Raw genomic sequence first — 15,520 nt, 5'->3', positions numbered from 1 at the left:
CCGCCATGCCTGCCCTGCCTTGGTTGCATCCCGATCGTGCCAACACGCTGCTCGACGCCCTGCGCGAGCGGATCCTGATCATCGACGGCGCGATGGGTACGATGATCCAGCGCCATGGCCTACAGGAAGACGATTACCGTGGCGAGCGCTTCGCCGGTGGCTACGACCATGCGCATGGCCCCGGCTGTGACCACGGCGTGCCCGAAGGCCATGATCTGAAGGGCAACAACGATCTGCTGCTGTTGACCCGGCCGCAGATCGTCGCCGACATCCACACCGCCTACCTCGAGGCCGGTGCGGACCTGGTCGAAACCAACACCTTCAATGCAACCTCGGTCAGCCAGGCCGACTACCACCTCGAGCACCTGGTGTACGAACTGAACAAGGCCGGCGCTGCGGTCGCGCGCGCGTGCTGTGATGCAGTGGCCGCAACCACCCCGGGCAAGCCGCGCTTCGTGATCGGGGTGATCGGCCCGACCAGCCGCACCGCCTCGATCAGTCCCGACGTGAACGATCCGGGCTTCCGCAACACCAGCTTCGACGAGCTTCGCGACACCTATCGCGAAGCCATCGAAGGCCTGATCGACGGCGGCGCCGACACGCTCATGGTCGAGACCATCTTCGATACGCTCAATGCCAAGGCCGCGCTGTATGCGCTGGAAGAGGCCTTTGATGCACGTGGCGCGCGGTTGCCGGTGATGATCTCCGGCACCATCACCGACGCGTCGGGGCGCACCTTGTCCGGACAGACTGCCGAAGCCTTCCACGCCTCGCTGGCGCATGCGCGACCGCTGTCGATCGGCCTGAACTGCGCGCTGGGCGCCGATGCGATGCGCCCGCATGTGGAAACCCTCTCGCAGGTCGCCGACTGTTACGTCAGCGCCCACCCCAACGCCGGCCTGCCCAACGCGTTCGGCGAGTACGACGAAACCCCTGAAGAGATGGCCACCACCCTGCGGGGCTTCGCCGAGGATGGCCTGTTGAACCTGGTCGGTGGCTGCTGTGGTTCCACCCCCGACCATATCCGCGCGATCGCCCAGGCCGTGGCCGGGCTGGCACCGCGTGCCCTGCCGGGCGCACGGGAGCAGCACGCCGCATGAGCAGCACGCCTCTCACCCGCCTGTCCGGCCTGGAACCGCTGGTCATCACCCCGGACCTGCTGTTCATCAACGTCGGCGAACGCACCAACGTCACCGGCAGTGCGCAGTTCCGCAAGCTCATCAAGGAAGGCCGCTACGAAGAAGCGGTGGACGTGGCCCGCCAGCAGGTGGCCAGCGGTGCGCAGATCCTCGATGTGAACATGGACGAGGGCCTGATCGACTCGGAAGCGGCGATGACCCGCTACCTGAACCTGATCATGTCCGAGCCGGACATCGCGCGCATCCCGGTGATGGTCGACTCCTCCAAGTGGAGCGTGATCGAGGCCGGCCTGAAATGCCTGCAGGGCAAGAGCGTGGTCAACTCGATTTCGCTGAAGGAAGGCGAGGCGCTGTTCCGCGAGCACGCGCGCAAGGTGCTGCGCTACGGTGCTGCTGCGGTGGTGATGGCGTTCGACGAAAACGGGCAGGCCGACACCTGCGCGCGCAAGGTCGAAATCTGTACCCGTGCCTACCGCATCCTGGTCGACGAGATCGGTTTCCCGCCGCAGGACATCATCTTCGACCCGAACATCTTCGCCGTCGCTACGGGCATCGAAGAGCACGACAACTATGCAGTGGACTTCATCGAAGCCACCCGCATCATCAAGCAGACCCTGCCGCACTGCCACGTCTCCGGCGGCGTCTCCAACGTCTCGTTCTCCTTCCGCGGCAACGAAACGGTACGCCAGGCCATCCACTCGGTGTTCCTGTACCACGCGATCGCCGCCGGCATGGACATGGGCATCGTCAACGCCGGCGCGATGCCGATCTACGACGACCTGGAGCCGGACCTGCGCGAGCGCGTCGAGGACGTGATCCTCAACTGCCGAAGCGATGCCACCGAGCGTCTGCTGGAGATCGCCGAGCGCTACAAGGGCAAGAAGGGCGCGGCGAAGACCGAAGACCTGGCCTGGCGCGAAAAGCCGGTGGCACAGCGTTTGGCGCATGCCCTGGTACACGGCCTGGATGCCTTCGTCGAGGAAGACACCGAACTGGCCCGGCAGGCCTCCAGCCGCCCGCTGGATGTGATCGAAGGCCCGCTGATGGACGGCATGAACATCGTCGGCGACCTGTTCGGCGCCGGCAAGATGTTCCTGCCACAGGTGGTGAAATCCGCGCGCGTGATGAAGAAGGCCGTGGCCTACCTGCTGCCCTACATCGAAGCGGAAAAGGCGCGCAGCGGTGACACCGCCAAGAGCAACGGCAAGATCATCATGGCTACGGTGAAGGGCGATGTGCATGACATCGGCAAGAACATCGTCGGCGTCGTACTGGCCTGCAACAACTTCGACGTGGTCGACCTCGGCGTGATGGTGCCGGCGCAGAAGATCCTCGATGCCGCCCGCGAGCACAACGCAGACCTGATCGGCCTGTCCGGCCTGATCACCCCGTCCCTGGAGGAGATGAGCCACGTCGCCCGCGAGATGGAGCGCCAGGGCTTCGACCTGCCGCTGCTGATCGGGGGCGCAACCACTTCGCGTGCGCATACCGCGCTGAAGATCGACCCGCACTACAAGGCGCCGACGGTGTGGGTGAAGGATGCGTCGCGCGCGGTTGGCGTGGCGCAGTCGCTGATCTCGCGTGATCTGCGCGAGGCCTTCGTTGCCGCCAACGAAGCCGACTATGCCGAAATCCGCGCACGCCACCGCAACCGGGGCGACGCCAAGCGCCTGGTCACACTGGAACATGCGCGCGCGCAGAAATTCCATGGCGGCTGGGACAACTACACTCCACCGGCACCGAATCAGCCCGGCCTGCACGTGTTCGACGACTATCCCCTGGCCGAACTGGTCGACTACATCGACTGGACGCCGTTCTTCCAGGCCTGGGAGCTGGCCGGCAAGTTCCCGGCGATCCTCACCGACGAGATCGTCGGCAGCCAGGCCAGCGAGCTGTACCGCGATGCCCGCGCGATGCTCGACCGCATCGTCGGCGAGAAGTGGCTGACCGCCAAGGCCGTGTTCGGCCTGTGGCCGGCCAACAGCGTCGGCGACGACGTACGCGTGCAGCACCCACAGGGCGAGACCACCCTGCACTTCCTGCGCCAGCAGGTGGACAAGCCGGCCGAGCGCCCGGATTTCTGCCTGGCCGATTTCATTGCACCAGCCGACAGCGGAAAGCAGGATTGGATCGGCGCGTTCGCGGTCACCGCCGGCATCGGCATCGTCGCGCATGTCGCGCGTTTCGAAGCCGAGCATGACGACTACAACGCGATCCTGCTGAAGGCCCTGGCCGACCGCTTCGCCGAGGCACTGGCCGAGCGCCTGCACCAGCGCGTGCGTACAGAATTCTGGGGCTACGACCGCGCCGAGACGCTGGACAACGAAGCCTTGATCGACGAGCGGTACCGCGGCATCCGTCCGGCGCCGGGCTACCCGGCCTGCCCCGAGCACAGCGAGAAGCGCCGCCTGTTCGACCTGCTGCAGGCTGAGAAGAACGCGGGCATGGAACTGACCGAGAGCTTCGCGATGCTGCCCACGGCCGCTGTCTCGGGCTACTACTTCAGCCATCCGCAGAGCCAGTACTTCGTGGTCGGGCGGCTCAGCCGCGAACAGGTCACCGACTATGCCCGGCGCTACCGTGCATTATTCCCGCGATGACCGTTCCCGTTGCCCGCCTCTCAAGTTTCTACTTGTTCTACTACGCGGCGCTCGGCGCGTTCACGCCGTACTGGAGCCTGTTCCTCACTGCACGCGGGATGAGCGTGACCGCGATCAGCGTGATGATGGGCCTGTGGTACGCCACCCGCGTCATCGCACCCAGTGCCTGGACCTCGCTGGCGGCCGCATCACCGCGACCGATCCGCCTACTGCGCGTCGGCTGCGTGCTGACCCTGCTCAGCTTCGCCGCCTTCCTGCTGCCCCTGCCGCAGCCGTGGATGTACCCGGCGATGATCGTGTTCTGCTTCTTCTACAACGCGGTGATGCCGCAGTTCGAGTCGATCACCCTCACCCACCTGGGCAACGACAGCCATCGCTACGGGCTGATCCGGGTCTGGGGCTCGCTCGGTTTCATCGCCGTGGTCACCCTGTTCGGCTGGCTGATCGAAGGCGATGGCGCCGGCAGCCACGCCGGATTGTTGCCCTGGATGATGCTGCCCCTGTTCGTGCTGCTGGTTGCCTCGGCCTTCAGCAACCACTACGCGCGCGACATCGGCAGGACGGCGGGGGATGCCAGCGGCTTCTGGCAGATCGTGCGCCGACCGCCGGTGCTGGCGTTCTTCCTGGCCGCGTTCATGGAGCAGCTGTCGTTCGGCCCGTACTACACGTTCTTCTCGGTCTACATGGACCATCACGGTTACCGTACCTCCGCCCTGGGCCTGCTGTGGACCATCGGCGTGGTCTTCGAAGTGGGCGTGTTCTTCACCATCGGCCGCTTCTTCCGCCGCTACGACGCCAGCTGGATGCTGCTGATCGCACTGGTCAGTTCCTGCCTGCGCTGGGCCGTGACCGCATTGTTCCCGGAGAACCTGCCGGTAATGCTGCTGGCGCAGACCGCGCACGCGCTGGGCTTTGCCGCGTTCTTTGCGGCGGCGATGCAGATGCTGGCGACCTACTTCCCCGGTCGTCTCAATGGCCACGGCCAGGGACTGCTCTATGGATTCTCGTCGGGTGTCGGCGGGGTGCTGGGCGCGCTTATTGCCGGCCAGCTGTGGAAGATCGACGATGGCCGCACCGCATTCCTGGCGGCTAGCGGGTTTGCCCTGATCGGCGCCCTGCTCTGCTTCTTCGCGCTGAGCCTGCCGCTGATGCGCGCGCGCCGCAGAACTGCGTGCGCCCGGTAACGAAAACGCCGGGCAGGGCCCGGCGTTTTCATCATGCGGCAGATGCAGTTACCAGACCAGGTCGTCCGGCACCTGGTACTGCGGGTCCGCGTACGGATCTTCCTCGGCCGGCGCATTCGGATCGACCTTCAGCGCCACCGACGGGGCGAACACTGCCTCGCACTGTGCCAGCACCTCGGCGGTCACCAGCAGGTAGCGGCCGTTGAGCTGGACCACGCCCAGTTCACCGGCATTGAGCGCGGTCAGCTGTTCGGCGGTCACGTAGATGCGCTTGATCTTGCCGCCGTACGGGAAGTGGCGGGCAATGTCCGCCTCCTCGGCATTGAGGCTTTTGCCCTGCAGCAGCGCTTCCAGCTTGGTCTTCGCCTCACGGCGCACGCGTGCTTCTTCCTGCTTCAGGCGCTCGGCCTCGATGCGCTCTTCCTTCTCCCGCTGCGCACGGATCGCATAGGCCTTGGCCAGGTCCATCTCTTCGGCGCTGCGCGGCTTGCGCGGCCCCTGCTGCCCTTGGCCACCACGCGCCTGCCCACCGGGCTTGCCCGCCCCACCATGGCCATGCCCGCGACGCTCGCCGGGCTTGTACTCGCCCTTGCCTGCGCCCTGCGGCTTTGCATTGCCGTTGCCACCCTTGCCCTGCGGGCGGCCGTCACGGCGGGGGCCATCATTCTTGCGCTCGGGCTTGGGCGCGGGCTTGAAGCCCAGGCCCATCAGCTGGTCGCGGAGGGTATCGCTCATAGGATTCGGATCAGTAGTGCGGCGGCGGCGGTTCGCTCGCCGGATCGGAAGAATTCAGTGCGTTGCGGACCTTGCCCAGGTCCTCCAGCAGGACGCGCAGCACATCGGCATTGCGCATGCCCTGCATGCGGGCATCAGCCAGCGCATCGCTCAACTCGGCCAGCGCCTGTTCCTGGAAGGACACGCGCATCTCCAACTCGACCAGGCGCGCTTCCAGCGCCTGCTCGCGTTCGGTCGGTAGATCAGACATGCAGCGAACGCCCCCGGCCGATGCCGTAGTACGCCAGGCCGGCGGCTTCCACTTCGGCCGGCTCATAGAGGTTGCGGCCGTCGAACACCACCGCGTCCTTCAGCTGCTCGCGCAGCTTCTGGAAATCGGGACTGCGGAACTGCTTCCACTCGGTCACCACGACCAGGGCATCCGCGCCCTGCAGCGCTTCGTCAGCATTGCTGCAGAACACCAGGTCATCGCGTTCGCCGAAGATGCGCTGCGATTCGTGCATTGCTTCCGGATCGTAGGCACGCACCGTGGCACCGCCTTCCCACAGCTGCGCCAGCAGGCGACGGCTGGAGGCTTCACGCATGTCATCAGTGTTCGGCTTGAAGGCCAGGCCCCACACAGCGAAGGTCTTGCCGCGCACCCCTTCGTCCTCGCCCTTGTCGTAATGACGCTGGATGAGGGCGAACAGATGGCCCTTCTGTGCATCGTTGACCGCTTCCACTGCATTGAGCAGCTTCGGCTCCAGGCCATGCTGCTGGGCGGTACGGGCCAATGCCTGCACGTCCTTCGGGAAGCACGAGCCGCCGTAGCCGGCGCCCGGGTAGATGAAGTGCCAGCCGATGCGCGGGTCCGAGCCGATGCCCTGGCGGACCTGCTCGACGTCGGCACCGACGCGTTCGGCAATGTTGGCGATTTCGTTCATGAATGAAATCTTGGTTGCCAGCATCGCATTGGCGGCGTACTTGGTCAGCTCGGCCGAACGCACGTCCATCTCGACCACGCGGTCGTGGTTGCGGTTGAACGGCGCGTACAGGCGGCGCATTACCGCTACCGACTCATCGCTGGTCGCACCGATGATGATGCGGTCCGGGCGCATGCAATCGGCGACTGCGTCGCCTTCCTTCAGGAATTCCGGATTGGACACCACGTCGAAGGTGATGTCCGCGCCACGCGCGGCCAGTTCTTCGGCAATGGCGGCGCGCACCTTGTCGGCGGTACCCACCGGCACCGTCGACTTGTTGACCACCACGGTGGGCACGCTCATGTGCCGGCCGATGGTACGGGCAACGGCCAGCACGTACTGCAGATCGGCGCTGCCATCCTCGTCCGGCGGGGTACCCACGGCGATGAACACTACCTGGCCATGCGCGATCGCCGACGCGGCATCGGTAGTGAATGCCAGCCGCGACGCGGCGTGGTTGGCCTTCACCATCGGCTCCAGGCCAGGCTCATAGATGGGAATGACGCCCTGGTTGAGGCCATCTACCTTGGCCTGGTCGATATCGACGCAGACCACCTGATGACCGACATCGGCCAGGCAGGTACCGGTCACCAGTCCAACGTAACCCGTACCAAAAATCGCAACGCGCATATCCGTATTCGCTCCTCGATGACTTACGGCAGGACGCCCAGCAGCTCGACGTCGAACGTCAAAGTCGCGTTCGGGCCGATCGGGCCGCCGGGAGTGCCGTTCTCACCGTAGGCGAGTTCGCCCGGGATCCAGAAGCGGTACTTCGAACCGACCGGCATCAGCGCAACGCCTTCGGTCCAGCCCTTGATCACCTGGTCCAGGCCGAACTCAGCCGGCTGGCGGCCGTAGGAACTGTCGAACACGGTGCCGTTGAGCAGCTTGCCTTCGTAGTTCACGCGCACCTTGCTGCTCGGCAGCGGACGCTCGCCGCTACCCGGGCGGATCACCTGGTACTGCAGGCCCGACGCGGTGGTCACCACGCCCGGCTGGGTCTTGTTCTTGGCCAGGAACGCATTGCCTTCCTCGCGGTTGGTCTGCGCAGCGGCGGCGGCCTTGGCCTGCATTTCGGCCTGCTTGCTGCCCATGAAGGCCTGAATGGTGGCGGTCGCGTCAGCTTCCGTCATCTTCGGCTGTCCCTTGCTCAGGCCGGTGCTGATCGCGTCAAACAGCGAGGCGACGTCGATGTCATCCTTCAGTTGCGCCAGCGACGGGCCCACCGAGTAGGAACCGATCATCTGCGAGACCTTGACGCGGTCGACCTTCGGCGGCTGCGAACCCGGCGCCACGCCCGGCACCTGCTGCCCGCTGCGGGCCATCACGACCTGGCGCAGGGCCGCGTCGGTGGCCTTGGCCTGTTCCTGGGTGATCTGCGGCTGCAGGCCTTCGAACGAACGCTCCACGGCGGTGCGCAGCGCGGCCACGTCGATCTCATCGGCGATCGGAGTGAACGACTTGGCCACGTCCAGGCCGATGGCGTAGCCCAGCTTCTGCTTGGGGGAATTCAAGGTTGCGGTCTCCTTGGCGGCTGCGGGGGCAGCCGGTTGTTGCGACAGAGCGACACCCGAAGTGCCCATCGCCAGAATCAGAACCGACGCCGCGGCGCCGCGCATTCCCATCTTCATTCGCTGCATTCCTGGAAGTGTCTGGGCGCCGACGTCGGCGCGAAAAGGATCATTGTCGCACGCATGCCGTCGATGTCGAGGCATGCGTGCCGGATATCAATGCGTGGCGGCGGCCGCCAGCGCCTTGTCGATGGCCGCGATCAGCTGCGGATCGTCCGGCGTCACCTTGCTGGCGAACTGGGCGATGACCTTGCCATCGCGGCCCACGAGGTACTTGTGGAAGTTCCAGGCCGGCGCAACGCCGGTCGCTGCGGTCAGCCGCTGGTACAGCGGCGTGGCCTGCGGACCGACCACATGCACTTTCTCGAACATCGGGAACCTGACGCCGTAGGTCAGGGTGCAGAAGTCCTGGATCTGCTTCTCGTCACCGGGCTCCTGGCCCTTGAAATCGTTGGACGGGAAGCCGAGCACCGCGAAGCCGTTGCCGGCGTACTGCCTGTGCAGCGCCTCCAGGCCTTCGTACTGAGGGGTATAGCCACACTTGCTGGCGGTATTGACCACCAGCAGCACCTGGCCGTGGTAGCGCTGCTGCAGGTTGACCTGCTGCTTGCCAGCCAGCGGCCGGTAGCTGACGTCGAGCAGGTCGGCGGCCAGCGCATTGGCCGAGGCTGCCAGGCCGAGGGCCAGCAGAGTCAACAGGGACAGGCCGCGGAAGCGGTGCGGGAAGGCGGTCGACAGGGGCATGGGAACGTTCCGCAATAGCCGTTTCAAGGGTCCGGCCAGCATCGGCCGGGAATCGGCCGAACTATAGCACCGGGCCCTGTGGCACCTGTCGGCCCCGCCGTGGCACAGCTTTGCCGGGCTTGGCGACAGCCTGTGGGAAACGGCCGCGGCGCGTCGTCATTGACATAGGATTGACGTGACTGAATGGAAGGCGGTCAGGGAAGCCGGTTTCACAACCAATTTTTCCTTTATTATCAATTGCCTGGATGGATATGGCGCGTTCTTGACCGCCCCTGCCATCAGTTGGGTGATGTGGGGGCTTGCACCCCGGCGTGCTGGTGTTATAGTTGCATACAACACCAGTCACCTGAGACAGGGGGAAGCCATGAACGTCCGGATCCGTCGCAACCTCACCGCACACGCGGCCGTCGCTGTTTCGACCCTGCTCGTGCTGGCCTGGTGGGCCACGCCCACCGCCCCTGCTTCTGCCGCTGCCGAAAGTGCGCAGGACGCGACGCTCTCCCCGGCAGGGAATGCCACCCCCTCCTCCCCCCCTCCCCCGCGTCGGCTGCACAGCGCGCTGTCCATGCCGTATTTCTCGTTCGCCCAGCCGCTGATCCCACGGAGCTGAACATGAGCGACATCCAGTGGAGCGACGGCGCTCCCATCTACCGTCAGTTGAAGGAGCGCGTGATCGCCATGATGCTCGACGGAATCCTCAAGCCGGGCGATGCCCTGCCTTCGGTGCGCCAGGTGGCCGCCGACTATCAACTCAACCCCATCACCGTTTCGCGCGCCTACCAGGAACTGGCTGACGAAGGCCTGGTGGAGAAGCGCCGCGGCCTGGGCATGTTCATGACCGAGCAGGCGGCTACGCAGCTGCGAAGCAGCGAGCGCGACCGTTTCCTCAACGAAGAATGGCCGGCGGTCCTGGAGCGCATCCAGCGCCTGGGCCTGAGCCTCGACGAATTGCTGCCCCAGGGGAAAGTCTGATGAAGAGCACTGCAAGTGAAGCGGTCATCACCGCCCGAGGCCTGCGCAAGGCCTACAAGACCACGGTTGCCCTCGACAACGCCAGCTTCAGCATCCCAAGCGGGCGCATCGTCGGCCTGATCGGGCCCAATGGCGCCGGCAAGACCACCGCGCTGAAGGCCCTTCTGGGCCTGACCTCGGTGGAGGGTGAACTGAGCGTGCTCGGGCGTGACCCGCGACTGCACCGCGACGAACTGATGAATGACATCTGCTTCATCGCTGATGTCGCCGTGCTGCCGCGCTGGTTGAAGGTCCGCGAAGCGATCGACTTCGTCGCTGGCGTTCACCCGCGCTTCGACCGCGCCCGTTGCGAACGCTTCCTGGCCAACACCAAGCTGCAGCCGAAGCAGCGCGTGCGGGAGCTGTCCAAGGGCATGATCGTGCAGCTGCACCTGGCGCTGGTGATGGCCATCGATGCCCGCATCCTGGTGCTGGACGAGCCGACACTGGGCCTGGACATCCTGTACCGCAAGGAGTTCTACCAGCGCCTGCTGGAAGACTACTTCGACGAACAGAAGACGATCATCGTCACTACCCACCAGGTGGAGGAAATCGAGCATATCCTCAGCGACGTCATGTTCATCCGTGATGGCCGCATCGTGCTCGACGCTGAAATGGACGACGTCGGCCAGCGCTATACCGAGCTGCTGGTCAATGCCGAAAAGCTGGACACCGCCCGCGCATTGAATCCGATCGACGAGCGCAGCCTGGCGTTCGGCAAGACGGTGATGCTGTTCGATGGCGTGCCGCGCGCCCAGCTTTCCTCCCTCGGCGAGACCCGCATCCCGGGCCTGGCCGACCTGTTCGTCGCCATCATGAAGGGGACCTACGCATGAACGCCGTCAACCACCCCGTCAGCCCGATCGGCACCCTGCGCTGGCTGCTCAAGCGCGAGTATTGGGAGAACCGCGGCGGCTTCCTCTATGCACCGTTGATCGCCGGACTGATCTCGCTGGTGATGAGCACCATCGGCATCGCGTTCGGCCTGTTCGCGCTGCATCGTGCCGCGCGCGACGGCGGCCTGCACATCGACGGCGAAGATGTGAACATCAATGGCCTGGACCTGGCGCTGCTCACCCGCGACATCAGTGCCAAGGACCTGGCCGATCTCGGTAACGGCCTCGACCTGACCCTCGTGCTCAGCTCGGCGTGGCCATTCCTGGTCCTGGCCTTCGTGGTGTTCTTCTACTGCCTGGGCGCCCTGTACGATGACCGCCGCGACCGCAGCATCCTGTTCTGGAAGTCGCTGCCGCTGTCGGACACCCAGACGGTGCTGTCCAAGCTGATCAGTGCGCTGATCGTGGCCCCGCTGATCGCGGTGATCGCTGGCATCATCACCATGCTCGGCTTCATGCTGGTCATCAGCATCGTCGCGCTGATGCACGGTGGCAGCCCGATGACCCTGATCTGGGGCCCGGCCAGCCCGTTGACCCTGGCTGCCGGCCACCTGAGCTGGATTCCGGTCTACGCGCTGTGGGCCCTGCCCACCGCCGGCTGGCTGCTGCTGTGCTCGGCCTGGGCCAAGAGCAAGCCGTTCCTGTGGGCGGTGATGCTGCCGCTGTTTGCCGGCGTCATCGTCAGCACCACCAAGATCATGCCGCTGTTCGGTCTGACCACCGGCTGGTTCTGGCAGAACATCGTCGGCCGCCTGCTGCTGGGCGGCGTACCCGGCATGGACCTGCTGTATCGCCTCGGCGCAGGTGAAGGGTCGCGCCGCGATCTGGACTCGGTGGTCAGCCTGATGTCCCCTGCCTCGCAGCTGAAGTCGCTGGCGATGCCGGAACTGTGGATCGGTGCGGCCGTCGGTGCAGTGTTCATCTTCCTCGCCATCCGCCTGCGCAAGCGCGCCGGCGAGATCTGACTCCACCCATCCGGAGGCACCACCCATGCGTTCCCTGCTCGCCTGTTCTGCGTTGTTGCTGTTGCCGCTGTCGGCGCTGGCCGCCGATGCCCCTAACTGCAAGTTCACCGCTGCCCGTACGTTGAAGCTGGAGACATCCGGCGCCAAGGCGGTGGTGTTCGAGGTGAACCAGCATGACCTGAAGGTGGTCGCCAGCAAGGGCGGTGGCCAGCTGGATGGTCGCGCCTGCGCCTCCAGCCAGGAATGGTTGGACCAGCTGGTGCTGGATCAGCGGAAGGAAGGCGACAAGCTGGTGGTCAGCCTGCGCCGCGAAGGCCGCGACGGCGGCATCAGCCTGGGCAGCAGCTATGCCTGGCTGGACATCCGTGGCAGCGTGCCGGACAACCTGCCCCTGCAGCTGAAGGTCGGTTCCGGCGATGCCAGCGTGGAAAACGCGCAGTCACTCAGCGTGGACGTCGGTTCCGGTGACGCCGTGGCCCGCGGAACCCGTGGCAGCATTCACGCCGCAGTGGGTTCGGGCGACCTCAACATCGATGGCGGCGGCTCCCTGAACCTGCTCTCGCTGGGTTCCGGCGACGTCACCGTACGCAACATCACCGGCGACGCCAGCACCGGTACCGTCGGCTCCGGTGACCTGAAGATCACCGATGTGCGTGGCAACGCGCGGCTGGATACCGTGGGCTCGGGTGACATCGAGTTCAAGCGTGTGCAGGGCAGCGTTGAAGTGGGCGTGGTCGGCTCCGGCGGGGTCGATCTGGCCGATATCGGCGGCAATGTGCATGTCCACAGCCACGGTTCGGGCGACATCCACGTCGACGGGGTGCGCGGCACCCTGACCGTCGATCGCAGCGGCAGCGGTGACGTCGATCATCGCAACGTCAGCGGCCGGGTCACCCTGCCGCGCAGCAAGTAACCCTTTTCCAGACACTACCAGGGGAACACCATGAACCTGTTGCGCCTGCTGCCTGCCACCCTGCTGTGCCTGCCGCTGATCGCCTGCGGCGGCACGTCCTCCACGCCTGATACCACCGTCGGCAAAAGCGTGGCCGAGGCGACCAGCGGGGTCGGCCAGACGGTCAAGGAGGCCATGGACGATGCCCGCAAGGACATCGCCCAGGGCAACATCAAGATCTCGGCCGACAAGCAGCCGCGTGCGGAGATCACGCCGGACGGGCGGCTGCTGATCGGCGGCAAGGAAGTGCCGGCCGATGAGGCCCAGCGCCGGCAGCTGCTGGAATACCGCGGCCACGTCGTTGCCATTGCAATGGACGGCATGGATGTCGGCCTGGCCGGTGCCAAGCTCGGCGCCAGTGCTGCCGGAGAGGCCCTGAAGGGCATCTTCAGCGGCGACAGCGAGGGCATCGAGAAGCGGATCAATGCCGAGGCGGAGAAGATCGAAGCCCAGGCCAAGCGCATCTGCAACCGCATGCCGGCGATGCTGGCCAGCCAGCAGGCGCTGGCCGCATCGCTGCCCGCGTTCAGGCCGTACGCCACGATGGACCAGAGTGACGTCGACGACTGCGGCAAGGACACCGTGGTCCAGCGCTAGGCCTGTGACAGATCAGCGCACCCGGCCGGCAGCGGCGCCCCGCTGACGGCCGTAACGTGCCGACCGGCTTACAATGTCGGCCCCGGACGCCCCCGAACCGAATGCCATGAAGAAGTTGTTCCTGCTGCTGGCCGCCCTGCTCTGCCTGGGCCTGGTCGGCTGTGACAAGGATTACCGCAACCACCGCGCCGAGCGCGGCAAGCCCAAGATTTCCGTCAGCGAAGGGATGGTGACCGTGCGTCGCCCGCCGGCACCGAACATCATCATCCTCGGCGATGGCACGATGAAGGTGGACGAGATCCAGATCCCGCTCGACGAAGGGCAGAAGCAGATGCTGCAGACGATGTTCGGCCGGCTGCAGGTACTGCGCCAGAATACCCTGGTCGCCGCCCCGGCCGATCCCAACATGCAACCGGTGAAGATCCAGCCGCCGGAAGGCATGGAAGTGATCCCGGCCGACCTGGTCCAGCGCATCCCCGAGTTCAAGGACTACACCGACACCTTCGGCAACATCGTCGCCGACCGTCGCTGAAGCAGAAACGCCGCCCCAGGGCGGCGTTTCCTTTTGTAGAGCCGAGCCCATGCCCGGTTCAGGTCCAGGAAGCAGCCGAGCATGGGCTCGGCTCTACAACCAGCAGATCAACCGCCGGCGCCACCACCGCCAGCCTGGATGCCACCTGCGGTCAGTGCGGTCGGATCCAGCAGGCGCCGCAATTCGGCCTCCTCCAGCCCGCTGTCTTCCAGCGCTACGTCCAGCACCGGGCGCTGTTCCTTGTAGGCACGCTTGGCAATGGCCGCTGCCTTCTCGTAGCCGATGATCGGGTTCAGCGCCGTGACCAGGATGGGATTGCGCGACAGCGCCTCGGCAACACGGTCTTGGCGCACCTTCAGCCCGGCAATCGCGCTGTCGGCCAGCAGCCGCGACACATTGGCCAGCAGGCCGATGCCATCCAGCAGGTTCACCGCGATCAGCGGCAGGGTGACGTTGAGCTGGAAGTTGCCGGTCTGCCCGGCCACGGTGATCGCGGTGTGGTGGCCAATCACCTGCGCGCACGCCATCACGGTTGCTTCCGGAATCACCGGGTTGACCTTGCCCGGCATGATCGAGCTGCCCGGCTGCAGTGCCGGCAGCTCGATCTCGCCCAGCCCGGCCAGCGGACCGGCGTTCATCCAGCGAAGATCATTGGCGATCTTGATCAGCGCCACCGCCAGTGCATTGAGCTGGCCGGACAACTCCACTGCATCGTCCTGCGCGGCCAGGCCTTCGAACTTGTTCTCGGCGCTGTCGAACTTGAAACCGGTCTGTTGCTTCAGTGCCTTGGCTACCTGCGCGCCAAAACGCGGGTCGGCGTTGATGCCGGTGCCGATGGCGGTGCCACCCAGCGGCAGCCGGCGCACGCGCTTGAGGCTGTCTTCGATGCGCTCCTGCGCCGAGGCCAGCTGCGCCGACCATGCGCCGAACTCCTGCTCGAAGGTCAGTGGCATCGCGTCCATCAGGTGGGTACGGCCGGTCTTGACCACCTTGCGCAGGCTGCGGCCCTTCTTGTCGAGGGTCTTGCGCAGGTGCGCCAGCGCCGGCAGCAGCTGTTCGTGCGTCGCCAGCACCGCCGACACGCGCAGCGCGGTCGGGATCACGTCGTTGGAGCTCTGCCCCTGGTTGACGTGGTCATTGGGATGCACGGTGGTCTTGCCCGCCTTGCCGGCACGGTTGGCCAGGGTGGCGATGACCTCATTGGCATTCATGTTCGACGACGTGCCCGAACCGGTCTGGTAGACGTCGATCGGGAACTGCGCGTCCCAGTTGCCGGCGGCCACTTCGGCAGCAGCGGTCTGGATGGCCTTGGCCACGTTCTTCGGCAGGTGGCCCAGCTCGGCGTTGACGCCGGCGGCAGCGCCCTTGACCAGGCCCAAGGCACGGATGAAACCGCGCGGCATGCGCTGGCCCGACACCGGGAAATTCTGCACGGCACGCTGGGTCTGGGCGCCCCACAGGGCGTCCGCAGGCACCTGCAGTTCGCCCATGCTGTCGTGTTCGATTCTGAAACCCTTGCTTGCAGCTTTGCTCATTGCATCAACTCCGCACTACTTCAGTTGGGGAAAGGGAAGCGGCGGCTGGCAGGGTGTCGCTTCCCGGGCTGGCGGCTGCGCCAACGATACTCCCTTG

15 protein-coding genes and 1 pseudogene are annotated in these 15,520 nt (G+C 65.7%); 10 read left to right on the top strand and 6 right to left on the bottom strand.

Translation table 11 applies throughout. The features are described from left to right. The first annotated feature begins 5 nt into the window (after positions 1 to 5). The 3 genes and pseudogenes from ROV95_RS10955 to ROV95_RS10945 all read left to right on the top strand — a co-directional run bounded on the left by ROV95_RS10955 (position 6) and on the right by ROV95_RS10945 (position 4,923). Positions 6 to 1,100 carry a homocysteine S-methyltransferase family protein gene (locus ROV95_RS10955; protein ID WP_312544365.1) on the top strand — a complete coding sequence of 365 codons (1,095 nt, stop codon included), beginning with the start codon at positions 6 to 8 and terminating at the stop codon, positions 1,098 to 1,100. After that, a pseudogene (metH, locus tag ROV95_RS10950) lies at positions 1,097 to 3,715 on the top strand (methionine synthase); the annotation flags it as partial. The gene ROV95_RS10955 and the pseudogene metH, both read left to right, overlap by 4 nt. Positions 3,716 to 3,735: 20 nt before the next feature. Further along, complete coding sequence (locus ROV95_RS10945; RefSeq protein ID WP_312544363.1) at positions 3,736 to 4,923, top strand: MFS transporter; 1,188 nt, start codon at positions 3,736 to 3,738, stop codon at positions 4,921 to 4,923. 48 nt (positions 4,924 to 4,971) lie between these two features. On the opposite strand, the gene ROV95_RS10940 is transcribed toward ROV95_RS10945, so the two are convergent. From ROV95_RS10940 to ROV95_RS10920, 5 genes are all read right to left on the bottom strand, one after another. Next, positions 4,972 to 5,658 (bottom strand): DUF2058 family protein, encoded by a 687-nt coding sequence (locus ROV95_RS10940; protein WP_312544361.1) that lies wholly within the window; start codon positions 5,656 to 5,658, stop codon positions 4,972 to 4,974. A gap of 10 nt (positions 5,659 to 5,668) precedes the next feature. Then, positions 5,669 to 5,908 (bottom strand): SlyX family protein, encoded by a 240-nt coding sequence (locus ROV95_RS10935; RefSeq protein WP_019660397.1) that lies wholly within the window; start codon positions 5,906 to 5,908, stop codon positions 5,669 to 5,671. After that, positions 5,901 to 7,250: a UDP-glucose/GDP-mannose dehydrogenase family protein gene (locus ROV95_RS10930; protein WP_019660398.1), complete on the bottom strand. Its 1,350-nt coding sequence runs from the start codon at positions 7,248 to 7,250 to the stop codon at positions 5,901 to 5,903. The genes ROV95_RS10935 and ROV95_RS10930 overlap by 8 nt, the downstream gene beginning before the upstream one ends. Before the next feature lie 23 nt (positions 7,251 to 7,273). Then, entirely contained in the window at positions 7,274 to 8,251 is a 978-nt protein-coding gene (locus ROV95_RS10925; protein ID WP_019660399.1) for an FKBP-type peptidyl-prolyl cis-trans isomerase, read from the bottom strand. Positions 8,252 to 8,347: 96 nt separating this feature from the next. Further along, positions 8,348 to 8,935, bottom strand: a complete 588-nt coding sequence (locus ROV95_RS10920) for a glutathione peroxidase (RefSeq protein ID WP_312544359.1) — start codon at positions 8,933 to 8,935, stop codon at positions 8,348 to 8,350. 175 nt (positions 8,936 to 9,110) lie between these two features. Between ROV95_RS10920 and ROV95_RS10915 the strand changes: the two genes are divergently transcribed. From ROV95_RS10915 to ROV95_RS10885, 7 genes are all read left to right on the top strand, one after another. After that, entirely contained in the window at positions 9,111 to 9,545 is a 435-nt protein-coding gene (locus ROV95_RS10915) for a hypothetical protein (protein ID WP_242015527.1), read from the top strand. A gap of 2 nt (positions 9,546 to 9,547) precedes the next feature. Further along, positions 9,548 to 9,907: a GntR family transcriptional regulator gene (locus tag ROV95_RS10910; RefSeq protein ID WP_006453095.1), complete on the top strand. Its 360-nt coding sequence runs from the start codon at positions 9,548 to 9,550 to the stop codon at positions 9,905 to 9,907. Continuing rightward, a complete protein-coding gene (locus ROV95_RS10905; protein WP_312544353.1) occupies positions 9,907 to 10,782 on the top strand; it encodes an ABC transporter ATP-binding protein in 876 nt (291 codons plus the stop codon). Before ROV95_RS10910 ends, ROV95_RS10905 begins: the two co-directional genes overlap by 1 nt. Continuing rightward, the gene (locus ROV95_RS10900; protein ID WP_019660402.1) at positions 10,779 to 11,807 is read left to right on the top strand and encodes an ABC-2 transporter permease; all 1,029 of its coding nucleotides are present in this window, start codon (positions 10,779 to 10,781) and stop codon (positions 11,805 to 11,807) included. The genes ROV95_RS10905 and ROV95_RS10900 overlap by 4 nt, the downstream gene beginning before the upstream one ends. 25 nt (positions 11,808 to 11,832) lie before the next feature. Beyond that, a complete protein-coding gene (locus tag ROV95_RS10895; RefSeq protein ID WP_312544350.1) occupies positions 11,833 to 12,720 on the top strand; it encodes a DUF4097 family beta strand repeat-containing protein in 888 nt (295 codons plus the stop codon). A gap of 30 nt (positions 12,721 to 12,750) precedes the next feature. Then, on the top strand, positions 12,751 to 13,356 hold the full coding sequence (locus ROV95_RS10890; RefSeq protein WP_021202712.1) for a hypothetical protein: 606 nt from the start codon (positions 12,751 to 12,753) through the stop codon (positions 13,354 to 13,356). A gap of 106 nt (positions 13,357 to 13,462) precedes the next feature. After that, entirely contained in the window at positions 13,463 to 13,888 is a 426-nt protein-coding gene (locus ROV95_RS10885) for a hypothetical protein (RefSeq protein ID WP_032953534.1), read from the top strand. A gap of 107 nt (positions 13,889 to 13,995) precedes the next feature. On the opposite strand, the gene ROV95_RS10880 is transcribed toward ROV95_RS10885, so the two are convergent. Continuing rightward, complete coding sequence (locus ROV95_RS10880) at positions 13,996 to 15,423, bottom strand: class II fumarate hydratase (RefSeq protein ID WP_312544348.1); 1,428 nt, start codon at positions 15,421 to 15,423, stop codon at positions 13,996 to 13,998. Positions 15,424 to 15,520: the final 97 nt, after the last annotated feature.

Source organism: Stenotrophomonas maltophilia group sp. msm1, assembly GCF_032025805.1.
GTDB classification, from domain to species: Bacteria; Pseudomonadota; Gammaproteobacteria; order Xanthomonadales; family Xanthomonadaceae; genus Stenotrophomonas; species Stenotrophomonas hibiscicola.
The sequence above is the reverse complement of the archived record's forward strand: the minus strand, read 5'-3'. Positions and strand labels throughout refer to the sequence as shown.

What these genes read in the sequence shown, in the direction of transcription:
- ROV95_RS10930 (WP_019660398.1), bottom strand. Translation starts at nt 7,250, where the DNA reads ATGCGCGTTGCGATTTTTGGTACGGGTTACGTTGGACTGGTGACCGGT.
- ROV95_RS10945 (WP_312544363.1), top strand. Translation starts at nt 3,736, where the DNA reads ATGACCGTTCCCGTTGCCCGCCTCTCAAGTTTCTACTTGTTCTACTAC.
- ROV95_RS10885 (WP_032953534.1), top strand. Translation starts at nt 13,463, where the DNA reads ATGAAGAAGTTGTTCCTGCTGCTGGCCGCCCTGCTCTGCCTGGGCCTG.
- ROV95_RS10910 (WP_006453095.1), top strand. Translation starts at nt 9,548, where the DNA reads ATGAGCGACATCCAGTGGAGCGACGGCGCTCCCATCTACCGTCAGTTG.
- ROV95_RS10925 (WP_019660399.1), bottom strand. Translation starts at nt 8,251, where the DNA reads ATGAAGATGGGAATGCGCGGCGCCGCGGCGTCGGTTCTGATTCTGGCG.
- ROV95_RS10880 (WP_312544348.1), bottom strand. Translation starts at nt 15,423, where the DNA reads ATGAGCAAAGCTGCAAGCAAGGGTTTCAGAATCGAACACGACAGCATG.
- ROV95_RS10935 (WP_019660397.1), bottom strand. Translation starts at nt 5,908, where the DNA reads ATGTCTGATCTACCGACCGAACGCGAGCAGGCGCTGGAAGCGCGCCTG.
- ROV95_RS10940 (WP_312544361.1), bottom strand. Translation starts at nt 5,658, where the DNA reads ATGAGCGATACCCTCCGCGACCAGCTGATGGGCCTGGGCTTCAAGCCC.
- ROV95_RS10955 (WP_312544365.1), top strand. Translation starts at nt 6, where the DNA reads ATGCCTGCCCTGCCTTGGTTGCATCCCGATCGTGCCAACACGCTGCTC.
- ROV95_RS10905 (WP_312544353.1), top strand. Translation starts at nt 9,907, where the DNA reads ATGAAGAGCACTGCAAGTGAAGCGGTCATCACCGCCCGAGGCCTGCGC.
- ROV95_RS10900 (WP_019660402.1), top strand. Translation starts at nt 10,779, where the DNA reads ATGAACGCCGTCAACCACCCCGTCAGCCCGATCGGCACCCTGCGCTGG.
- ROV95_RS10895 (WP_312544350.1), top strand. Translation starts at nt 11,833, where the DNA reads ATGCGTTCCCTGCTCGCCTGTTCTGCGTTGTTGCTGTTGCCGCTGTCG.
- ROV95_RS10920 (WP_312544359.1), bottom strand. Translation starts at nt 8,935, where the DNA reads ATGCCCCTGTCGACCGCCTTCCCGCACCGCTTCCGCGGCCTGTCCCTG.
- ROV95_RS10890 (WP_021202712.1), top strand. Translation starts at nt 12,751, where the DNA reads ATGAACCTGTTGCGCCTGCTGCCTGCCACCCTGCTGTGCCTGCCGCTG.